The following is an 18663-nucleotide window of genomic DNA, read 5'->3' on the forward strand; positions in this document are numbered from 1 at the left end:
AGCGTCTATCCCTTTTTTCAAGACAAGAATGACTGACGTATTAATTTCTCATCAACAGGAAACGGAAGCCCTGTCCGCAGTAGCAGCGCGTGTCGCTGAGAAAATTAAACAACAGGGCAGGCAGGATGGCTTTTCCGTTGCAGAGCAGTTGGAACTGCTGCAGGAATTGCAGTCTTTTGACTTTGGGCGTTTTCTTTTACAGAACCAGGGCATTAATGGGTTTTGGACACATTACATGTTAACGCACCCCTTTCATGGCCGGCTAACCGGAAAGAATAACCGGGGCCACGCGTTTTCGCCACTGGAAAAATTTATTCTTGATGACTCCCCCTTAATGTTGGCCACCCAGGAGCGCTTCACGTTTTTCCTTAAAGAAAACCAGACCGGGGTGCGCCCTGGGGCCACATTGGCTTGTATTCCCTGCGGCATGATGGGGGAATTGCTTTATCTTGATTTTCAGGGGGTTTCTGATTGCCGACTGGTGGGTATTGATTACGATGCCGACACCCTGAGGGATGCAAAGCAATTAGCCGTCGAAAAAGGCTTAAACCCATGGCTGGTTTTAAAACAGGCAGATGCCTGGAAAATCACGGCCGAGGATGAATACGATTTGATTTCAAGCAATGGCTTAAGCATTTACGAACCGGGCACCGAACGGCTTTTGCAGCTCTATCAACGCTTTTATACCGCATTAAAGCCAGGCGGTAAATTAGTCACCAGCTTTGTCACTCCGCCCCCCACGGAAACTCACCCCGGAGAATGGGATCTGTCGCAGATAAACTTAGAGCACCTGCGCTTACAGAAACTGTTATTCACAACGCTTATCGACAGCAAATTCCGCTGCTTCCGCTCGTCGCAGGAAACAGAGGCCCTGCTCTCGCAGGCCGGGTTTTCATCCATCCGCTTTATTTATGACAAAGCACGCCTTTTTCCAACCGTGACGGCGTTTAAACCCCAATAATACAGCGCGCCTCCTCAGGTTTTATTGCTATAGTTAATAAAACCAAGGAGGAATCATGTGTCGACTTGTTGCTTATCTCGGGGATGATGTGTTACTGGAGGACGTGCTGGTGAAGCCCACCAACTCCATCATTATGCAAAGCCTTCACGCTCGCGAATCCACCATTCCAACCAATGGCGATGGGTTCGGTTTAGGCTGGTATGCCCATCACCTCAGCCCTGCGCCGGCCTTGTTTACCTCCATTTCACCGGCCTGGAATGACAGAAACCTACTGCATTTGACTGCTAAAATTCAATCCACCTGTTTTTTTGCGCATGTACGCGCGGCCAGTGCGGGAGGTGTGACCAACTACAATTGCCACCCGTTTATTCATGGTAACTGGATGTTGATGCACAACGGCGGCATTGACAATTTCATCACCGTTAAACGTCACTTGCGCCACATGCTGGAGGATGACATTTATAATTGGATTCAGGGGGAAACCGATTCGGAGCATTTTTTTGCTTTGTTTCTGCAATTGGCCAAGGGAAAAGATTTATCGCAATTATCCACTGTCGCTGAAATTTTTCAGGCGACGGTGACCGAAATCAATCGGCTGGTCAATGATTTCGGTGCGGAAGAAGCGTCTTATTTTAATATTTGCCTTACCGATGGGCAGCGCTTACTGGCAAGCCGTTATTGTTCTGACAAGAAACTAAAACCCGAATCCATGCATTATTTTTCCGGACACTGTTTTACGCCGCATAAACACAATCATGGTCATTCAACCGACGATCATCATTGCGTGCTGGTGGCGTCCGAAAAATTAACTAAATTTAAAGCGGAATGGCAGGACGTGCCCCCCAATCACCTGCTGCTGGTGGATTTTGACCGGGAAATCAGACTTCATCCCCTGCTGTAATTAAGCGTGCAGTGTGTCTGTAACGGCGGTAAGGTTGGCGGCGGGCGTGGCGCCGGTTTGTTTGCCGAGGTAATTCAAGGCTAAGGAAATGCGTTCCTGACTGACGATTTTAGGCCAGCAATAAATATCGTTAAAACATTTCTGTTGTTGTTTAAACGTTTCAGCGAAGGCGCTTCGCATCATTTCCGAATCAGTCCAGGCAATGACAGGCAATGAGGGCTTCAATTCCCAGAGCGCATCCGCCAGGGCAGGTCCATTACACAATAATCCATCGCTGGCACCCAAATCGCCATCGACAATCACTAAAGACACCTCGTCTGATTCGATCACATTTAACGCGTTGAGACTGTCATTGACCACTGTCACTTGCACTGCAGGTTGCACGGATTGCAACAGACGTGTTAAGCAAAAGGCATTAAATGCATTGTCCTCGACAATTAATACACGCATGAAAACTCCTTGAATCAATGCCTGCAGTATACCGAGCAAACCTTAAGAAAAACTTAAGAATTATTGCAATTTCATAAATATTTTTAGTCGCTTTTAAAATAGATTATTGATTTTTAACGGATTTTTTAAAAAAACAGACTGCGTGGCAGTCTGTTCCTGTGTTAAGAAAAACTTACCTGATCGTCAGGCCATCCGAGTGAGCGGCAATGACTTTGTTGGCCCGGCGTTTAGCAAAAAGACCGCACTCGACTACCCCGGGAATGAGCTTGATAGACTCTTCGAGACGGATGGGGGTGGTTATATCTAAATGATAAACATCAAGAATAATATTGCCGTTGTCGGTTTTAAATCCTTCACGGTATTCCGGGTCGCCACCGAGCTTAACCAGTTCGCGTGCCACGTAACTGCGGGCTAAAGGAAGTACCTCGACCGCCACCGGGAAAGCGCCCAAACGATTGACGATTTTTGATTCATCCACGATGCAGATAAATTCAGAAGCCACGGTGGCAATGATTTTTTCGCGGGTTAAGGCCCCGCCGCCGCCCTTTACCATTTCGTTCTGTGCATTGATCTCATCCGCCCCATCAATGTAAATGGGCAATTCACCCGCGGCATTTAAATCAATCACCGGAATTCCTGCGGCCCGCAAACGGGTTTCTGTGGCCACTGAACTGGCGACACAGGCGTCAATGCGATGCTTAATAGCCGCCAATTCCTCAATAAAATAATTGACCGTCGAGCCTGTGCCTACGCCGACAATCATGTTGTCATCAATAAAGGCGAGAGCCGCTTTGGCAGCCTGTTGCTTTAATTCATTCATCGTGCACTCACTGGGGTGAAAAGCCGCATTCTAACGCCATAAACTGTTCTTCACCAAATCAAGAATTTCAGTTCCCTGGCCGTTGATAATGGCTTTCATCATGTAGAGGCTAAACCCTTTGACCTGCGCTGTGGTGATGGTCGGCGGCATGACCAGTTCATTGCGGTTAACCCGCACGTCCACCAATGCAGGTCCGGGATGGCTGAAAGCCACCTGCAAAGCCTGTTGTAATTGCTCAGGCTCCTCCACCCGAAACCCCTTAATCCCTATCGCTTCGGCCATGAGGGCAAAATTGGGGTTTTCCAACTCGGTGGCATATTCCATCATGCCGCCCACGTGCATTTCCATCTCCACAAAGCCTAAGGTGCTGTTATTAAAAATAACAATTTTGACGGGCAGATTCTGCTGCACCAGGGTCAGAACATCCCCCATTAGCATGCTGAATCCGCCATCACCGCATAAAGCGACCACCTGACGCTCGGGAAAGGCAGTTTGCGCTCCGATGGCCTGAGCCAGTGCATTAGCCATAGAGCCGTGATTAAAGGAGCCCAGTAAACGCCGCTGGCCATTCATGCTGAGATAACGGGCTGCCCAGACCGTCGGCGTACCGACATCGCAGGTAAAAATCGTGTCGACGTGCGCTTCTTCATTGATAAGACGGGTTAAAAACTGCGGGTGGATAACCTTTTTGCCGGGGTTATAATTAGCAAGCGCATCCAAATCACGGCGTGCCTTTTTATAATGGCTAACCGCCTGTTCCAGATGACTGCTGTCGGTTTTTGTCTCAATCAAAGGCAGCAGGGCTTTGAGAGTGGCATCGCTATCGCCAATCACCCCAAGTGCGAGATCGGTGCGTTTGCCCAATTGTTCGCCGTGCAAATCAATTTGAATGATGTCTGCTTTACCCGGATAAAATTGCCGGTAAGGGAAGGACGTTCCAAGCAGCAGCAGGGTGTCGCAAGCCTCCATCGCATAATAACCGGAAGAGAAGCCGATCAGCCCTGTCATGCCGACGTCATACGGGTTGTCGTATTCGACATAAGGTTTTCCGCGCAGGGTATGAACCACCGGCGCACGCAATTTTTCACACAAGGCCATCAGCGATCGATGGGCGTTAGCCGCGCCGATGCCGGCAAAAATGGTGATTTTTTTTGCGCTGTTTAACCGCTTTGCCAATTCATCCAATAAATCCGGCTGCGGAATCACCGCGGGTTGCGGCATAGGCATCCACGCCGGCATCGCCTCTGCCCGCATTTCCTGCAAGGCCAAATCGCCAGAGATCACCAACACGGCCACACCCCGTTTGGCCAGGGCGGTCTGCATGGCAATTTTCAGCAAACGCGGCACCTGTTCGACCGACGAAATGACTTCACAAAAACAGCTGCATTCTTTAAATAAAATATTAGGATGGGTTTCCTGAAAATAATCCCCGCCGATTTCCGGGGTTGGGATATGCGCGGCAATCGCTAAAACCGGGGCATTGCTGCGCTGGCAATCATAAAGCCCGTTAATCAGATGCACATTACCCGGCCCGCAGCTTCCGGCACAGACCGTGAGCTCGCCGGTCAACTGGGCCTCGGCGCCGGCAGCAAAGGCTGCCACCTCCTCATGGCGGGTATGCACCCAGCGGATGATCTTGCGTTTTTGCAGGGCATTGGTAATGCCGTTTAAAGAATCACCAACAATACCGTAAATGCGTTTGATTCCTGCCTTTTCCAACGATTCCACAAAAACATCCGCAACAGTAGCCATGTTCAGTCCTTAGCGCCAGGCGTTAGTGTCAATTACTGACCTACAGTGGGTGCTGACATCGGCACCGCCGGTTTGGTCGTTATGGATTGACCAGAGGGGTTGGGCGCGTTGGAAGCCGCTGCGGAGGAGGAAGACGAATGACCGGCTGTGCTGGATCCGCTGCTTGGCGCATTCGCACGATCATAGGTCGTGACGCTGGCCGAGGAGCTGCTATGGTACGTGGTGTCATCCCTGCCGCTGGAGCCGCCCATTAAGCTTTGCATGGTGTCACACCCTGTCATTACCAACGGTGAAGCCAGTAACAATGAAGTCATATAGACCGTGCGCAATTTCAGTTTTTGCATATCGTCATCCTTGAAATAATTGGAGATACAGTCGTATAGATTCTAGCGGGTGCTCCCGACGTTGTAAAACGTCAACTTGTTAATACGGCAAAATTGGGATAAATATGTCTTATGCGTGCAAAGCGCAACCCAATCATTAAAAGGATTCATTCATGATTTACCAGACTATTCTTGAAACCATAGGTCAGACCCCTGTCGTCCGCATTAACCGAATCAGCCAGGAATTGGACTGCGAACTCTATGCCAAATGTGAATTTTTTAATCCCGGCGGCTCAGTGAAGGATCGTATCGGCTATGAGATGGTTAAAAAAGCAGAAGAAGCCGGACGCATTAAACCCGGCGATACCCTGATAGAGCCCACGTCCGGGAATACGGGGATAGGCATTGCCTTGGCCGGTGCCGTGTTGGGCTATCATGTCATTATTACCATGCCAAACAAAATGAGCCAGGAAAAACAGTCGGTACTGGAACGCCTGGGCGCCACCATCTACAGAACACCGACTGAAGCAGCGTCCAGCGATCCGGACAGCCATATTTCCCTGGCTAAGGATCTACAGCGGCAAATTCCCAACTCCCATATCCTCGATCAATACGCAAACCCCGACAATCCCAATGCCCATTACTACGGGACCGCGCAGGAAATTATTGATGATTTCGGAAAGGACTTGCACATGGTGGTTGCCAGCGTGGGGACAGGAGGCACCATCACCGGCATTGCCCGCCGACTGAAAGAATACAACCCGGCCATCCAGATTGTCGGCGTTGATCCCGTAGGCTCAATCCTTGGCGGCGGTACGGAAATTAAACCTTATCTCGTCGAGGGGATTGGCTATGATTTCTTTCCCGACGTGTTAAACAATGACTTGATAGACCAATACATTAAAACGACAGATGCCGATTCATTCGCCATGGCAAGGCGCTTGATTCGCGAGGAAGGCTTGTTAGTCGGCGGCTCCTGTGGCGCCGCCATGTGGGGGGCCCTTAAAGCGGCAAAAACACTCGGGAAGCATCAGAAATGCCTGGTTATCCTGCCCGATTCCATCCGCAACTACATGTCCAAATTCGCTAACGATGAGTGGATGAAAGAGCAGGGTTTTCTGTAAGACGATGGTCTCCCCTGATCAGGGGAGTTGCCTTCATTTAATGGCCGAAATGGAACTGCGGGTATTTTCCTGATTGTCGTTTTCAATCATGTCAAGTACCAGTTTGGAGTCAAGCTGGCCAATGCTGACCGCGCGGGCAATGGCATGGATAAGTTCGTTAACCACTTGCGACTCATTGGATTCCCTGTTCAAGGCAATGATGGCGGGTTTGTTCTGAGCTCTGGACGTGATTTCAGCAAAGAAATGCTCATTACCGTACTCAAGTCCTACCTGACGAATGCGCCCTCGCAGGTAATCACTGCTGCCTAATCCTTTGACATACATGGCAATCAGTTGGTCTTTGTTCAAATTGCCATACTGAACCATATTGGCCAGCAGGCTTTTATAATAATCAAACTCCGCCAGCAACCGCTTGTCTTCCGCCTCAATGCGCGCCAGGATGGCCGGCATTTCCGGATCGGGCTTGCTTTGTTCAGGGTTCGGTTCAATGGGTGGAACGGGTTGATTGGCAACCAGTTGAAAGCGTTCGGGTTGGGATACGCGAGGAATGTAGTGTTGTCCCTGCAACTGGATCACAACCTCGCCCACCCCTTGAGATTCCGCTTGACCATGGTACTTCATTGCGGGTATTTCTTTGTTGGGCTCGACCATTTTCACGGTAATCGGAATGTGCAGGGCATTGGCCAAGGCGGCAAGGGCCGTTTCATCAATCCAGGTGGATTGCTGGCGCATTTCAGCCGGTGACGTGCCTTCCGTGTTATCAACGAAAGCACCTCGATAGTTTTCGGGATAAGTCACCATTTCATCGACTGCAATCTGGCGCAGGGTATACGCCAATTTATCAATGAATTCAGCCATTTTGACAGGTGAATCCACCATTCTTGCCGGTGAATCGACTAAATCGCGGACACGCTCAGTCACTGTTTTTAATCCAGAGCCATGCTTCATGGGGAATAATTTAAAATGACGTGCTAATAAACGCTTAAACAGGTCTTCGATGCCTCGGGAACGGGCATTCATGGGAAAATTGTTTTTAGTCAACAGCTTATCAACCAAGGCCGCTGCAATCGCTCTAAAACCGCAATCGCCGTGACCGCCGACATCGACGAACGCAGGTTCCTGACGTTTGACTACTTTTGAATAAGTCGGCGCCACACCCTGGTTGGGCTTGACCCTGGCCGGGTCTCTAAAAAAACTTGATGTACTCATCGCACACCTCTGTGTCGGGTTATTCTTCCATTCTAATCAAACTAGATTTAGGAATACTGTTTGTTCAATTACCCAACAAAGCCAATTTTAATCACTCCCCGGGCAATGGGAGCGAATAAATTGCATAAGCTGCGCAAAAAAATCCTTATCCCACAAATTATTATGATCTTTATCTGCAAATTCAATCAATTTTTTAGGTTCTTTGGCTTTTTTATACAAAACCTGAGCCTGTTCAAAGGGCACAATCCGGTCTAAACGCCCATGCAGAATAAGCAGTGGCGCACCAATGCGGTCAATCCGGGATAAGGAATCGAACTTATCCCAGGGCGGCAGCAGAATCCAGGGATAATGAAATCGAGCCACCGCTGTCATGGAGGTGTAGGGGGATTGCAGAATCACGGCGCAAACGCGGTATTGTTCAGCCAATTTGGTCGCGACACCGCTGCCTAAGGATTCGCCATAAAGAACCACCTTATCGCTGGTCACGCCTTCGTTGAGTAAAAAAGTCATCGCCGCCTCGCCATCGCGGTACAGGCCAGCCTCCCCCGGGCTTCCAGGATTACCGCCATAGCCGCGGTATTCCAGCAGCAAAACCCCGTATCCGGCATCTAAAAACCCTGTCACCAGCGGCATGCGAAAACCAATATGCCCAGCATTACCATGTAAATAGAGAATGGTTGGTTTTCCCGTCGCCGCTTTTTTGTACCACGAGTTTAACTGAAGGCCATCCGGTGTGCTTAATTTAACATCCTGCATCGTTTGTGCATGGAAATGCTGTCGACTTGGCATTTGTTTTGCTGGAAAATACATAAGATGCCGCTGTAAAAAATACAGAAGCAACATAAGCAGAGTGAACACAAAGGCAAGCGCCCAAAGAAACTGTTTCATTATTGCGTCATTAGAAGGCGAAGTCCTCTACTTTAAAGCAGGGTCTCCATTCAAACAATACACGACCCGGGAGACACTGTACCCAGCAAGGAGATGGTATGGACCGTGTGCGGGAAGAAGATTTGCTGAGAATAAAGGAATTGCTGCGGCATGCCAGTGAATTCATTGCCTATTTTGAACTGGCTGAAATTAAAATGATGGAATGGCGCCAGGACATCGAATTGCAGACGCAATTGCAGCAGCAACAGACACAGGAACAGTTACAAAGCCTGCGCAAGGAACTTGAAAATTTCCATGAGGTATTAACCCAGGCAGGGCTGCAACGCCTTCGCCAGCAGACCGAACAAACGCTGAAACAGGGTGAAAGCCATCTCCATTCCCTGCAGAAAACCAGTCAGCAAATGCTCGCCGATATGCAGTCTCAGCATCGGGAGTTCACTAAAACCGTCGAGAAAAGTTTAGCGCAGCTCGATGATTATGCGTTGACAGCCATTCAAAAAATAGGCACGTTGCTGGCTGACTATGATGTGCAGCATTTCAAACGGGTAGCGAATGAAAGTTGTGAATACGTGGAAAAAGCAGCCAGTCAGGCCATCGCCCAAAGCACACGCCTGCTCAGAACCTTTCAATGGCGCGCCGCCGCATTCGCCTGTTTAACAACGCTGCTGACGGCGTTCGGCGTAGGGTTGTATGTCAACAATGAAATGCCTTGGGAAATGCACCAGCAGGCACGCAACGAACGCGAAGCGGGTAAATTACTGATGAGAGCCTGGCCCATGCTGTCGCAGCAGGAAAAAGACAACATCGTTGCCGGTGGGAAAAGGAACAAGTCTTGACTGGCTTAGTCTTTGCCGCCATCACGTCCCTGCTCGCCCTGGGCTGGCCTGCCTTCAAACAACGCCGGCGCCTGCGGCGATGGCGTCAGACGCTTGCGCTTCACCATCATGCCAAACGCTTTACGGCGCTTTACCAGAATGTGGATGGCTTTGCGTTATCCCGTTTAAGCCGGACCCATCAGGATGCGATGGAATACGTTTATGGTGAAATTGAGTTTGAACCCTTCATCGCCTTGTTGTCGCTTTGTCACATCACCCCGCACACCGTATTTTATGATTTAGGCAGCGGTTGTGGCAAAGCGATCGTTGCCTGTGCCATGGTCTACTCCCCGGGGCGCAGTTGCGGGATTGAACTGTTCGCGCCACTTCATCAAGCCGCTGATGAGCTGCGCATTCGGTTGCAGGCATGGCCTGAGTATGCGCTTAAAGCCAAGCGCATAGAATTCAGACAGGCCGATTTTCTAGAGGCTGATTTGCGTGATGCTGACTTGATTTTTATTAATTCCACTGCCTTTTTTGGCGATTATTGGCGCAGAATTAGCGGTCATCTGGAACAATTGAAACCGGGAACGCAGGTGATCAGTACCAGCAAACCCCTGGATTCCGCGGCGTTCTACGTACTAAAAACCACCGTCCTGCAAATGAGCTGGGGACGAGTGACAGCCTATTTACAGCACCGTTTGCACACGAAGTAAACGCCGGTCAGGCCGCTGCATTTGCATTATTTGGCTAAATCTTGTTACAGTTAATTGATAACATTGAATAATTTATTCTCGGGTCTATACTGAATATAAAACCATAAAATAGGCATTACCGGCAGTGCTCTGGTAATGGTAGACCTTAGAACGCGGCTAACCGAGGTGGGTATGATTAAATCGGAACTCATTGCAACCCTTGCTGCTGAAATGACACGCCTTCCTGAGAAGCAAGTGACTGACGGCATTAACCGAATTCTCGACTTAATGAGCCAGGCCCTGATTGATGGAAAGCGCATTGAGATTAGAGGATTTGGCAGCTTCTCACTGCATTACCGTCCACCCCGCAATGCCCACAACCCCAAAACCGGGGAAAAAGTGGTCACTGAAGCCAAATACAGCCCCCACTTCAAACCCGGGAAAGAGCTTCGTGAACGGGTAGATGCTTCACGAGGCAAAATACCGCTTGCGAAAGAAGACGAGTAATGCGCGCGTTCAGGTTCGGGGTAAGGTAACGCCGGTTTGCCCCTGGTATTTACCGCCCCTGTCGCGATAGGACACGGCACAGACCTCGTCGGACTCCAAAAACAACATTTGCGCAACCCCCTCGTTAGCATAAATTTTAGCGGGCAAGGGTGTGGTGTTTGAAAATTCAAGCGTCACATGCCCCTCCCATTCCGGTTCAAGCGGGGTCACGTTCACGATAATGCCGCAGCGTGCATAGGTGGATTTCCCAAGGCAAATGGTCAGGACATTGCGAGGAATTCGAAAATACTCCACCGTGCGAGCCAGTGCAAACGAATTCGGCGGAATAATGCAGACATCGGATTGAACATCGACGAAGCTGTTGGCATCAAAATTTTTAGGATCAACTATGGCGGAGTTGATGTTGGTAAAAATTTTAAATTCATCCGCACAGCGCACATCGTAACCATAACTGGAAACACCATAGGAAATGATACGACCATTTCCCGTTTCCCTTACCTGCCGGCGCTCATAGGGAGAAATCATGCCTTCTTCCATGGCCATTTTCTCTATCCAGCGATCTGATTTAATTGACATGGCAACCCTGTATAAATTTTAAAACCGATTTTCTACCACAAAGCATGCCGCAGGGGAAGGTATAGCGCAATTATCAATCAATAAACCAGCAGGGGTGCACGCCAGCGATACCTTCAGAATCATCGTTTTAACCTCGTGCTTCGAAACGTGCGCCCTGATGCAACAGGATTGAATGAGTAAGGATTCATCCTCATTTCTAATGAGTGTGTCTGGCTTTAGAGCCTGTCTTTTTTAATTTACCCAGTAAGGTCAATGCAGCCAATAACGCCCTGTCTACCTCTGGACGGAAATCCATGGCAACAGCAAACCCAATGTGATCCTCTGCAGGTAAAGTGAACTCTTTCTTCAAAATTACCCTTACTTTATCAATCAGTGCCTGCATGGCAATATCATCTATTGATGTAAAATGCCTTTTTCTACTGGATATCATCTCTCCCAGGGTGACATGGAGAGCATATTTTAATAAATACAGGGCATCTTCCTGCGTTTTATCCAGGTGACCTAAGTGAATCAGACCTTCTTCATGATAGAAGTGACTAAACTCATAGTGTTCAGATGAAAAATCAGTGTGAAGAATATCTGGCTGTTGCGCATGATTCCCCTGACATCTAAAGAAAAACAAAACACTGTCGCTACCCTCTAATTCCGTGATTTTAAAGCATCCTTGAAAAATAAAAGGGGTTTCCCAAACAGCAACTAAAACAAGGGTTTCAATGGTAATCCCTGTACATTTTTTCTTGTTTGACATGATACATCCGTTGCGAATTAAATGTTGTGGCTCATATTACCACCGGATTTCGCTTGTTCATGGCATTCCCCCGTTAAAATAGAGCCATGATCAATCCCCTCTGAGGGTCAACGTTGTTGTAATCGCAAAACCATGGGGGGAAGTTTATTCATACGTGATTGAGCATCTTAGGATCATCAAATCCGCGTAATCCTGCTTAAATGTTTTGTCGAAAGCCTCGGCCATGCCATTTGCATCAGCCACAGGTTCGGAAGCGCCAGGCCTTTTTGGCCAGAACCCCACACAGGCATCGCCGTCCACTCCCGTCACAACGCGCGTTGCAATCCCATTTTCTTTATGTTTTATTGTAAAAAAGAGGCAAGGGGTTTATCGCATGATCTATCTCATCATTTTCCTGTTACTGTGCGCTTTGGCTTACCTGCTAACCCCTCTGATCTTCCCGGGTTACTTAATCAAAAGCCAGAACCATTCCCTGACGAACGCGACCACGCTGAGCCACAACGACCTGCTTCAGCTGTTGCATTTTTTTGAGTACACCCCTGTCGAAATTGATGGTGTCTGTCACGGCTTTACTTTAAATTGGGCTTTGGCTGCCGCAGGTAAATCGGAAAACTATTTTTTTAATCTGCTGAACACCTTAAGGACGCATAAGGCTGTTCTGCTTGATCAATCAAAATCCATCAGCGAAAAGGTAAAAAATCACCTGCCGTTGAATAAAAAGGAAATACACCTGGGCGAGTTGCAATCGCTTTTAGGCCTTATCTGCCTCGCCCAGGATCCGGATGTTTATCACGAGGTCTATAATAAACCGCTGGCACAAAGCGCCATTAATCCAATCCTTAAAATGATCCGCCATCAAAAAACGCCGGAACATCAAACCGTCCAATGCCTGTATCAAAAAACCGTGCCCTGTGCTTCAAAAGCCAGGCTGCAGGAATTCCTGCAGCAAATGCGTCTGCTGCTCAGACTGGGGGATCATGTCGCCATTCTTGCGGGCAGCGAAGAGCATAGTGTTGGCTTTCGGGTTCATTCCAAAGGATGGCTGTTCATGGATATCAATAACCTGTACAAGCAATCAAAAGACTACCCGCAGCAAATCCTGTCAACGGCACTACTCGCAGAACGGTTGTATGAAACGCTTTTTGAAAAGGGCAACCATTTCATCCTATCCACCTGCTTTATCGCCAGCCCCAATGCCAGCTTGCTGCACCGTTTAAAAAAGCTGGATTTAATGTTCCCGGTCACTAAAAAAAACATGGCCATCACCAATTCGCGCGGTTATGGTTTGTTGCCTATTGCGACGCAAAGCAATGATGTGCCTACCGTGAGGGAGCTGTTGACGCTGGATAATCAGCATGCCTTTCTTAATAAAACCCAGCTTAAGCGTACGCTTTTTTATGCCGCCGCTTACAATCATGCGGCCATTCTCAAAATGCTTCGTCGAAAAGCGGGTCTTGATCTCAATACTCCCTGTGACTCCGACCACAACAGCATGCTGGGTCTCGCCTGTCGGGAAGGACATACGGAAGCCGTGTGTGAATTGCTGCGTGACCCGAGAGTGGACGTGAATTACATCAACAAAGAGGGATACACCCCCTTGATGCTGGCCTGCACCTCCGAATGCACAACCGCTAACCGTGCGCTTTTTTTAGCCTTGCTTGAACGCGGAGCCAATACCCTGTCTCCTGAAGGTAAGCCCATTGTGGAACTGGCCGCCGTTTATGATAATCAGGCGGCCATCGAGGCCATTACCAGCCATCAAGCCTCAACACCCAAGGATTCCGCTTCTGCTTTGAGGCAGTGCCTAACCAAAGCCTATGGTCATTTTTTTAAAGGGTCTTCCCCGTCAAAACCAGAGGTCACAAGCTCACTCGCCGTCAGTTCGTTTAAGGGCTCAATTTCCGCAACAAATCCCCCAATTCCACAGGCATAGGAAAAATAATGGTGGAATTATTCGTTCCGGCAATGGTCGCTAAAGTCTGGAGATACCGCAGTTGCATGGCTTGCGGTTGTTCAGCCAGCACTTTGGCGGCCTGCAATAATTTTTCTGAAGCCTGCAGTTCCCCTTCCGCATGAATGACTTTGGCGCGGCGATCGCGCTCAGCCTCAGCTTGTTTCGCAATCGCGCGTATCATGCTTTCATCCAAATCCACGTGTTTAATTTCCACGTTGGCCACTTTGATGCCCCAGTTATCCGTTTGCGCATCGAGAATGCGCTGAATGTCGCTGTTTAATTGTTCACGTTCGGCCAGCATTTCATCGAGTTCATGCTGCCCTAAAACGGAACGCAGGGTCGTTTGCGCCAATTGACTGGTGGCCTCAAAATAATTCTCCACCTGAATAATCGCATTTTTCGGTTCAACAACACGAAAATAAAGAACCGCATTGACTCTGACTGACACGTTATCACGAGAAATAACATCCTGGCTGGGAATATCCATCACCACCGTCCGTAAATCGACACGGACCATTTGTTGAACACCCGGGATCACAATAATTAAGCCGGGGCCTTTCACTTGCCAGAATCGCCCTAACATAAAAACAACGCCGCGCTCGTATTCACGAAGCACCTTGAAGGTTGAGAGCAACAGCAAGGCCAGTATGATTAATGCGAACATCAGAAAGGGTGCCATAATATCCTCCTAACTATCCTGCTTCTTCACGGCGTTGCTATTTTCCAGCCGTGTTTTTTTTGCAGGTTTCATTTCCTTCACTTCCAAAAGCAGGCCTTTCGCGGCAATGACCTTTATTTTCTTATTCTTGCTTATGGGTTGCGACGCATGCACATTCCATATTTCCCCGCGAATAACAGCCTGACCCTGTAAATCAATGTCCTCCATGGCTCTCCCCTCTGCGCCCACGAGAATGGCCGTGCCGTGCTGAACTTCATGGCGCCGTGACTTGATGGCCATCCCAAGCAGAGTAAACAGCACCAGGATATTGACTGCCGCCATGGCCCAAATAGCAGACCAGGCGACCTGATAGCTTTGATGGTCAGTATCAATTAACAGGATAGACCCAAAAATAAAGGCGGCGCTGCCGCCAATCCCCAACGCGCCAAAACTTGGGGAAAACGCTTCGGCAATAATAAAAACGATACCGAGCAGAATTAAGCCCAAACCGGCGTAACTGACAGGCAACAATTGCAAACCATACAGTGCAACTAACATCGCAATCGCACCAATGACACCAGGCAATACAAAACCCGGGTTCATTAACTCGAAAAAAATGCCGTAAATGCCTAAAAGCAACAGGAGGTAGGCAATCGTGGGGTCGGTGATAATCAAAAGCAATTGCGTACGCCAATCAGGATGAATGCGTTCAATGCTGTTTTTTTCAGTATCAATTTGAATTTTCATGCCATTTTGCATCACCACTTGCCCCTGCAATTGCTGTAGCAAATCGTTCTCACTGTCGGCAATGAAATTGATTACACCAGCCTTTAATGCTTCCTGTGCGGTCATGGTGGCGGCATCGGTAACGGCTTTTTCGGCAAATTTGGGGTCGCGTCCGCGCAACTGTGCCAGGGTGCGGATATAAGCTTGTGCATCATTGGTTAATTTCTTGCCCATCATTGAGTTATTTTTTTTATCGTCTGAGCCCTTGTTTTCCTCACCGATCTGCACAGGGCTTGCCGCGCCCAAATGCGTACCAGGTGCCATCGCCGCCAGGGTACTCGCATAAAGAATATACGTACCGGCGCTGGCCGCCCTGGCGCCATTGGGAGCGACGTATGCAACCACCGGTGTTTTAGACGACAGAATAGTCTGAACAATCAGGCGTAAGGATTTATCCAATCCGCCAGGGGTATTGATACGCAGGATAATCAATGATGCTTTGTCGGCTTGAGTGATGCCGCGATGAATGTAATCGGCCATGGCAGGGCCAATAGCGCCTTCTACGTCGAGAACAATAATTTTCGCAGCGTAGGTGATGGCCGGAATAAGCAACAGTGTTAAACAAATAGCCCATTTCACAAAAAAGGCACGTCGTTTGTGCGGGTTCATACAACATCCTGTTTGTCTCCCATTCCTTAAGCATAGCATTTAACCTTGCTTTGCCAGGGAGTGACCCAGGTGACAGCGTGGTCAGCCTTAACGGCTGACCTCATCATTAGAAGAAAACACCAATCTGTGCAACCACGGTATCGGCTGTTTTACCTGTACCGACGCTGTTGGCATTGATTACACCTGGAGGGGCGATACCGTTGGCAAAATCACCACTGCGGTAGTCAATGTCATGGCGGTATTCAAGGCTTTCTACCGTGTCTTTCCACAGGGAAATATTGAAAACCGTACTGATTCGTTCCCGCGGTAAATTGAGTGCCAGCGTGTCTTTAGACCATTGATAACCCAATGCCAACGAGGCGGGTTTATCAAAGGCTTTGAATGTCACGCCCCCTTCAATCTGAGCAGCCTGGGGTTTTGCCCCTCGGCCGTTAAAACTTAAGGCATTGGGATTGAATGCTTTGGTCGCGCCGACCCATTCTAAAGCCAGGGTATAACGATCGAAACTCACATTACCATGAATATTAAAGGCCGGTACTTTGCCAACGGCCTCAGAACCATTGGTAATTGAGCCAAAGCCGCCAAAGGTGGTGCCTGCGGGGGAACCCGTGTTCTGCATACCGCCGGCGTCAGCGATCGTGCCAAGGTACCCTGCACCGATCTCGCCGGTGACATCACCCTTTTCCAGCGTATAACCGGCATTGACACCCCCTACACCATCACGCCCGAGGGTGGTATCGGAACGGAAGGCGTAAGCCTGGGCATAAGGTCCGGAACCCTGTTGTGATTTATACCCCAGGATAATCGGTCTGGCTTTAGTACGCGCCATGATCATCGTAATGGGCGAACTCACCATGGCGCTTGCATACTTTCCAAAAGGAACAAATAACTGGCCTGCGGTAAAATAGAAGGGCGATTTGTCCAGATTACCAATGTTGACAAAACCCAGGTTCAAATCAAAGGATGAATTGGCGACGCGTTGATTGCTGAGATCGGGCGGTGATTCATCATAGGCAATCCCGATGAAGGCTTCCACCATGTCGTTTAAGGCTGCCGCAACATCCAACTCACTGGATCCTAAAGTAATATCACCCTGTGAATTACCAACAAAAGGCCTCGAGAGCGTGGCCACGGGTTCCGTTTTACCGCTGATGGCAATAATGGGCATGGTAGGGACAGGATAACCAATGCGCTCATAGGCTCGGTACAGACGTCGACGCTGCTGCATCAAACGGATATCGCGGTTAATACTGGAAATATTAACAATGTAATCAGAGCCATCAAAGGCGGGCCTGTCACCAAGGTAGGGCGAGGTCACAACGGGCGTACCGGCAATGTAGGTCAATACTTGCTCATCGGCAACCAATGCGGTTGGGTAAAAGCCGATGGATTCTGGATGGCTGTCAATGGTATGTACACTGAGCAAGCTGCTATGGAATGACAAGGGGCCTTCTCGGGGGATCGGATTCGTTGGATTAGCCGTTGCAGGCGCTTTACTGGATGGCTTTTTATTGGATTTGGGGGGGGCCGCCGGTTGTGTGGATTGCGAGATCACCTGCTTTTGCAGTGTGTTAATCTGATCCTGAAGTGCTTTCGTCTGCTTTTGAAGACGTTGAATTTCTTGCAACAATTCCTTATCCGCTACCGCAAAACCCGGGCTGGCCAATGCCGCCAGGGCCATAAATAATACTTTGTGTTTCACAACCGATACTCCTGATTATAATTCAATCTTCCACTTGCTTCGGCGAGTTGATTATAACTGGCGGGAGTCAGGCTGGCCAGCGATTGTTCATTCTATTTGTCTAAAAGGTAATTTTTTGCAATAAAAAACCCATCCGAAGATGGGTTCTCAAAGCGGGATTGGCATTAAGCTGCGGCAACCCATTTCAGTCCGCCGTAAACACCGTACATGCCAAAGTCAGACATATCAATTCTTAAGCATCCGCACAATGGGTTAATGTGCTGTAATGAATTGAAGTAGTTAAATACCTGATAGCCTGCTTCAATATTCAGTGTTCCATTCGCTGTTTCATAAGCATAGTTAGCGCCTAATTTGGCTTCTACGCTGGGAACCACTGATTTCTGCGTACCGTAACGAGTGAACGCAACCAGATTATTACCAAAGAAGGTTGCTTCGTTATAACGTCCAGTTCCATAAAGAATAGAGCCGGAAGTATTGGCTGTAATGCTAAAGCTTTCCGTCAGATCATAGGAAAAATCAACCCCCACGACGGGTCCCACACCATTGAAGTCGGTATTTTGCGTACCAAACACTCCAGAGGTCAATAAGAGGATGGTGGGAGATACAACGCTGTAAGCCAAGTTGCTGTTGACACGAATGTCAGCATACTGGAAACCGCCATAAAAACGGGCGTTCTTACGCATGCCCATGTCCACGTGTTGACCCATCACAGCATTCACACGATCAAATTTGTTGGTGAATGTGTGGGTAAAGTTGGCATTTACAACACCACCCAGCGGCGAGGGGAAAACGCCAGTGAATGCGCCGTTGTTGCTATCCACATCATAATGCAACCAATCAACAGTGATGTCATTGCCTGTGCGGAAATGGTAGGATCCTTCGAGTTTGTATCCCCATCCCCATTCATTATCAACATCTTTGTATTCACTCAGGGAAGAGGCAGCGAGACCGTAAGCCTTGTCAGCGTCGTAAATAGGCTTTAAGTACAATGCCTGTATGCCGAGATCCCATTTTTTTGCTTCGCAGGGGACTGTGACATCGCCCGGGGTACAAGTCGGAGCCGGCGGAGCACCATACATACCCGCTGCTGCAAAACCACTGATACTCATTCCTAGAATTGCCAGGGTTATTCTTTTAAACATGTTTACTCCCTTAATCCAAAAAAAAGCCCATCACAGGTGATGG

Annotated in this window: 19 protein-coding genes; 7 read left to right on the forward strand and 12 right to left on the reverse strand. The window is 48.8% G+C overall.

Annotated elements, in window-relative coordinates; translation table 11 throughout:
- Positions 1-28: 28 nt before the first annotated feature.
- Positions 29-961, forward strand: a complete 933-nt coding sequence (locus DYE45_RS13790; protein WP_108290852.1) for an SAM-dependent methyltransferase — start codon at positions 29-31, stop codon at positions 959-961.
- 55 nt (positions 962-1016) lie between these two features.
- Positions 1017-1862 (forward strand): class II glutamine amidotransferase, encoded by an 846-nt coding sequence (locus DYE45_RS13795; RefSeq protein ID WP_108290854.1) that lies wholly within the window; start codon positions 1017-1019, stop codon positions 1860-1862.
- On the opposite strand, the gene DYE45_RS13800 is transcribed toward DYE45_RS13795, so the two are convergent.
- From DYE45_RS13800 to DYE45_RS13815, 4 genes are all read right to left on the reverse strand, one after another.
- Positions 1863-2312, reverse strand: a complete 450-nt coding sequence (locus tag DYE45_RS13800; RefSeq protein ID WP_108290856.1) for a response regulator — start codon at positions 2310-2312, stop codon at positions 1863-1865.
- Positions 2313-2484: 172 nt separating this feature from the next.
- The gene (gene rpiA, locus DYE45_RS13805) at positions 2485-3132 is read right to left on the reverse strand and encodes a ribose-5-phosphate isomerase RpiA (protein WP_108291364.1); all 648 of its coding nucleotides are present in this window, start codon (positions 3130-3132) and stop codon (positions 2485-2487) included.
- Positions 3133-3162: 30 nt separating this feature from the next.
- On the reverse strand, positions 3163-4884 hold the full coding sequence (poxB, locus tag DYE45_RS13810; protein ID WP_108290858.1) for a ubiquinone-dependent pyruvate dehydrogenase: 1722 nt from the start codon (positions 4882-4884) through the stop codon (positions 3163-3165).
- A gap of 32 nt (positions 4885-4916) precedes the next feature.
- Positions 4917-5228, reverse strand: a complete 312-nt coding sequence (locus tag DYE45_RS13815; RefSeq protein WP_108290860.1) for a hypothetical protein — start codon at positions 5226-5228, stop codon at positions 4917-4919.
- 152 nt (positions 5229-5380) lie between these two features.
- Here DYE45_RS13815 and DYE45_RS13820 point away from each other — a divergent pair, with 152 nt between their 5' ends.
- Positions 5381-6331 carry a pyridoxal-phosphate dependent enzyme gene (locus tag DYE45_RS13820; protein ID WP_108290862.1) on the forward strand — a complete coding sequence of 317 codons (951 nt, stop codon included), beginning with the start codon at positions 5381-5383 and terminating at the stop codon, positions 6329-6331.
- Positions 6332-6364: 33 nt separating this feature from the next.
- Here DYE45_RS13820 and DYE45_RS13825 read toward each other — a convergent pair whose 3' ends face one another.
- A complete protein-coding gene (locus tag DYE45_RS13825) occupies positions 6365-7540 on the reverse strand; it encodes a hypothetical protein (protein ID WP_108290864.1) in 1176 nt (391 codons plus the stop codon).
- An 87-nt stretch (positions 7541-7627) separates the two neighbouring features.
- Positions 7628-8428 carry an alpha/beta hydrolase gene (locus DYE45_RS13830; RefSeq protein ID WP_108290866.1) on the reverse strand — a complete coding sequence of 267 codons (801 nt, stop codon included), beginning with the start codon at positions 8426-8428 and terminating at the stop codon, positions 7628-7630.
- 98 nt (positions 8429-8526) lie between these two features.
- On the opposite strand from DYE45_RS13830, the gene DYE45_RS13835 reads away from it, so the two are divergent.
- The 3 genes from DYE45_RS13835 to DYE45_RS13845 all read left to right on the forward strand — a co-directional run bounded on the left by DYE45_RS13835 (position 8527) and on the right by DYE45_RS13845 (position 10445).
- The gene (locus DYE45_RS13835; protein WP_108290868.1) at positions 8527-9264 is read left to right on the forward strand and encodes a hypothetical protein; all 738 of its coding nucleotides are present in this window, start codon (positions 8527-8529) and stop codon (positions 9262-9264) included.
- Positions 9261-9959, forward strand: a complete 699-nt coding sequence (locus DYE45_RS13840) for a class I SAM-dependent methyltransferase (RefSeq protein ID WP_242602713.1) — start codon at positions 9261-9263, stop codon at positions 9957-9959. Before DYE45_RS13835 ends, DYE45_RS13840 begins: the two co-directional genes overlap by 4 nt.
- A gap of 171 nt (positions 9960-10130) precedes the next feature.
- Entirely contained in the window at positions 10131-10445 is a 315-nt protein-coding gene (locus DYE45_RS13845) for an integration host factor subunit beta (RefSeq protein ID WP_058527790.1), read from the forward strand.
- Between the two features lie 9 nt (positions 10446-10454).
- Here DYE45_RS13845 and dcd read toward each other — a convergent pair whose 3' ends face one another.
- Both dcd and DYE45_RS13855 read right to left on the reverse strand, forming a co-directional pair.
- The gene (gene dcd, locus DYE45_RS13850; RefSeq protein ID WP_058532536.1) at positions 10455-11021 is read right to left on the reverse strand and encodes a dCTP deaminase; all 567 of its coding nucleotides are present in this window, start codon (positions 11019-11021) and stop codon (positions 10455-10457) included.
- 196 nt (positions 11022-11217) lie between these two features.
- The gene (locus tag DYE45_RS13855; protein ID WP_115301007.1) at positions 11218-11769 is read right to left on the reverse strand and encodes a hypothetical protein; all 552 of its coding nucleotides are present in this window, start codon (positions 11767-11769) and stop codon (positions 11218-11220) included.
- A gap of 373 nt (positions 11770-12142) precedes the next feature.
- Between DYE45_RS13855 and ankG the strand changes: the two genes are divergently transcribed.
- The gene (gene ankG / locus DYE45_RS13860; protein WP_160160739.1) at positions 12143-13702 is read left to right on the forward strand and encodes a Dot/Icm T4SS effector AnkG/AnkZ/LegA7; all 1560 of its coding nucleotides are present in this window, start codon (positions 12143-12145) and stop codon (positions 13700-13702) included.
- Here ankG and DYE45_RS13865 read toward each other — a convergent pair.
- The 4 genes from DYE45_RS13865 to DYE45_RS13880 form a co-directional block, all read right to left on the reverse strand.
- Complete coding sequence (locus DYE45_RS13865; protein WP_108290874.1) at positions 13656-14402, reverse strand: slipin family protein; 747 nt, start codon at positions 14400-14402, stop codon at positions 13656-13658. The genes ankG and DYE45_RS13865 overlap by 47 nt on opposite strands.
- Positions 14403-14411: 9 nt before the next feature.
- Positions 14412-15776, reverse strand: a complete 1365-nt coding sequence (locus DYE45_RS13870; RefSeq protein WP_165481703.1) for an NfeD family protein — start codon at positions 15774-15776, stop codon at positions 14412-14414.
- A 106-nt stretch (positions 15777-15882) separates the two neighbouring features.
- The gene (locus tag DYE45_RS13875; protein ID WP_115301009.1) at positions 15883-17478 is read right to left on the reverse strand and encodes an LbtU family siderophore porin; all 1596 of its coding nucleotides are present in this window, start codon (positions 17476-17478) and stop codon (positions 15883-15885) included.
- Between the two features lie 164 nt (positions 17479-17642).
- Complete coding sequence (locus tag DYE45_RS13880) at positions 17643-18620, reverse strand: Lpg1974 family pore-forming outer membrane protein (RefSeq protein ID WP_108290880.1); 978 nt, start codon at positions 18618-18620, stop codon at positions 17643-17645.
- Between the last annotated feature and the right edge of the window lie 43 nt (positions 18621-18663).

The organism is Legionella taurinensis (assembly GCF_900452865.1).
In the GTDB taxonomy this organism is placed as follows: Bacteria; Pseudomonadota; Gammaproteobacteria; order Legionellales; family Legionellaceae; genus Legionella_C; species Legionella_C taurinensis.

Excerpts from the sequence above, each read along its gene's own strand:
- DYE45_RS13790 (WP_108290852.1), top strand. The coding sequence starts at position 29 with ATGACTGACGTATTAATTTCTCATCAACAGGAAACGGAAGCCCTGTCC.
- DYE45_RS13795 (WP_108290854.1), top strand. The coding sequence starts at position 1,017 with ATGTGTCGACTTGTTGCTTATCTCGGGGATGATGTGTTACTGGAGGAC.
- DYE45_RS13800 (WP_108290856.1), bottom strand. The coding sequence starts at position 2,312 with ATGCGTGTATTAATTGTCGAGGACAATGCATTTAATGCCTTTTGCTTA.
- rpiA (WP_108291364.1), bottom strand. The coding sequence starts at position 3,132 with ATGAATGAATTAAAGCAACAGGCTGCCAAAGCGGCTCTCGCCTTTATT.
- poxB (WP_108290858.1), bottom strand. The coding sequence starts at position 4,884 with ATGGCTACTGTTGCGGATGTTTTTGTGGAATCGTTGGAAAAGGCAGGA.
- DYE45_RS13815 (WP_108290860.1), bottom strand. The coding sequence starts at position 5,228 with ATGCAAAAACTGAAATTGCGCACGGTCTATATGACTTCATTGTTACTG.
- DYE45_RS13820 (WP_108290862.1), top strand. The coding sequence starts at position 5,381 with ATGATTTACCAGACTATTCTTGAAACCATAGGTCAGACCCCTGTCGTC.
- DYE45_RS13825 (WP_108290864.1), bottom strand. The coding sequence starts at position 7,540 with ATGAGTACATCAAGTTTTTTTAGAGACCCGGCCAGGGTCAAGCCCAAC.
- DYE45_RS13830 (WP_108290866.1), bottom strand. The coding sequence starts at position 8,428 with ATGAAACAGTTTCTTTGGGCGCTTGCCTTTGTGTTCACTCTGCTTATG.
- DYE45_RS13835 (WP_108290868.1), top strand. The coding sequence starts at position 8,527 with ATGGACCGTGTGCGGGAAGAAGATTTGCTGAGAATAAAGGAATTGCTG.
- DYE45_RS13845 (WP_058527790.1), top strand. The coding sequence starts at position 10,131 with ATGATTAAATCGGAACTCATTGCAACCCTTGCTGCTGAAATGACACGC.
- dcd (WP_058532536.1), bottom strand. The coding sequence starts at position 11,021 with ATGTCAATTAAATCAGATCGCTGGATAGAGAAAATGGCCATGGAAGAA.
- DYE45_RS13855 (WP_115301007.1), bottom strand. The coding sequence starts at position 11,769 with ATGTCAAACAAGAAAAAATGTACAGGGATTACCATTGAAACCCTTGTT.
- ankG (WP_160160739.1), top strand. The coding sequence starts at position 12,143 with ATGATCTATCTCATCATTTTCCTGTTACTGTGCGCTTTGGCTTACCTG.
- DYE45_RS13865 (WP_108290874.1), bottom strand. The coding sequence starts at position 14,402 with ATGGCACCCTTTCTGATGTTCGCATTAATCATACTGGCCTTGCTGTTG.
- DYE45_RS13870 (WP_165481703.1), bottom strand. The coding sequence starts at position 15,776 with ATGAACCCGCACAAACGACGTGCCTTTTTTGTGAAATGGGCTATTTGT.
- DYE45_RS13880 (WP_108290880.1), bottom strand. The coding sequence starts at position 18,620 with ATGTTTAAAAGAATAACCCTGGCAATTCTAGGAATGAGTATCAGTGGT.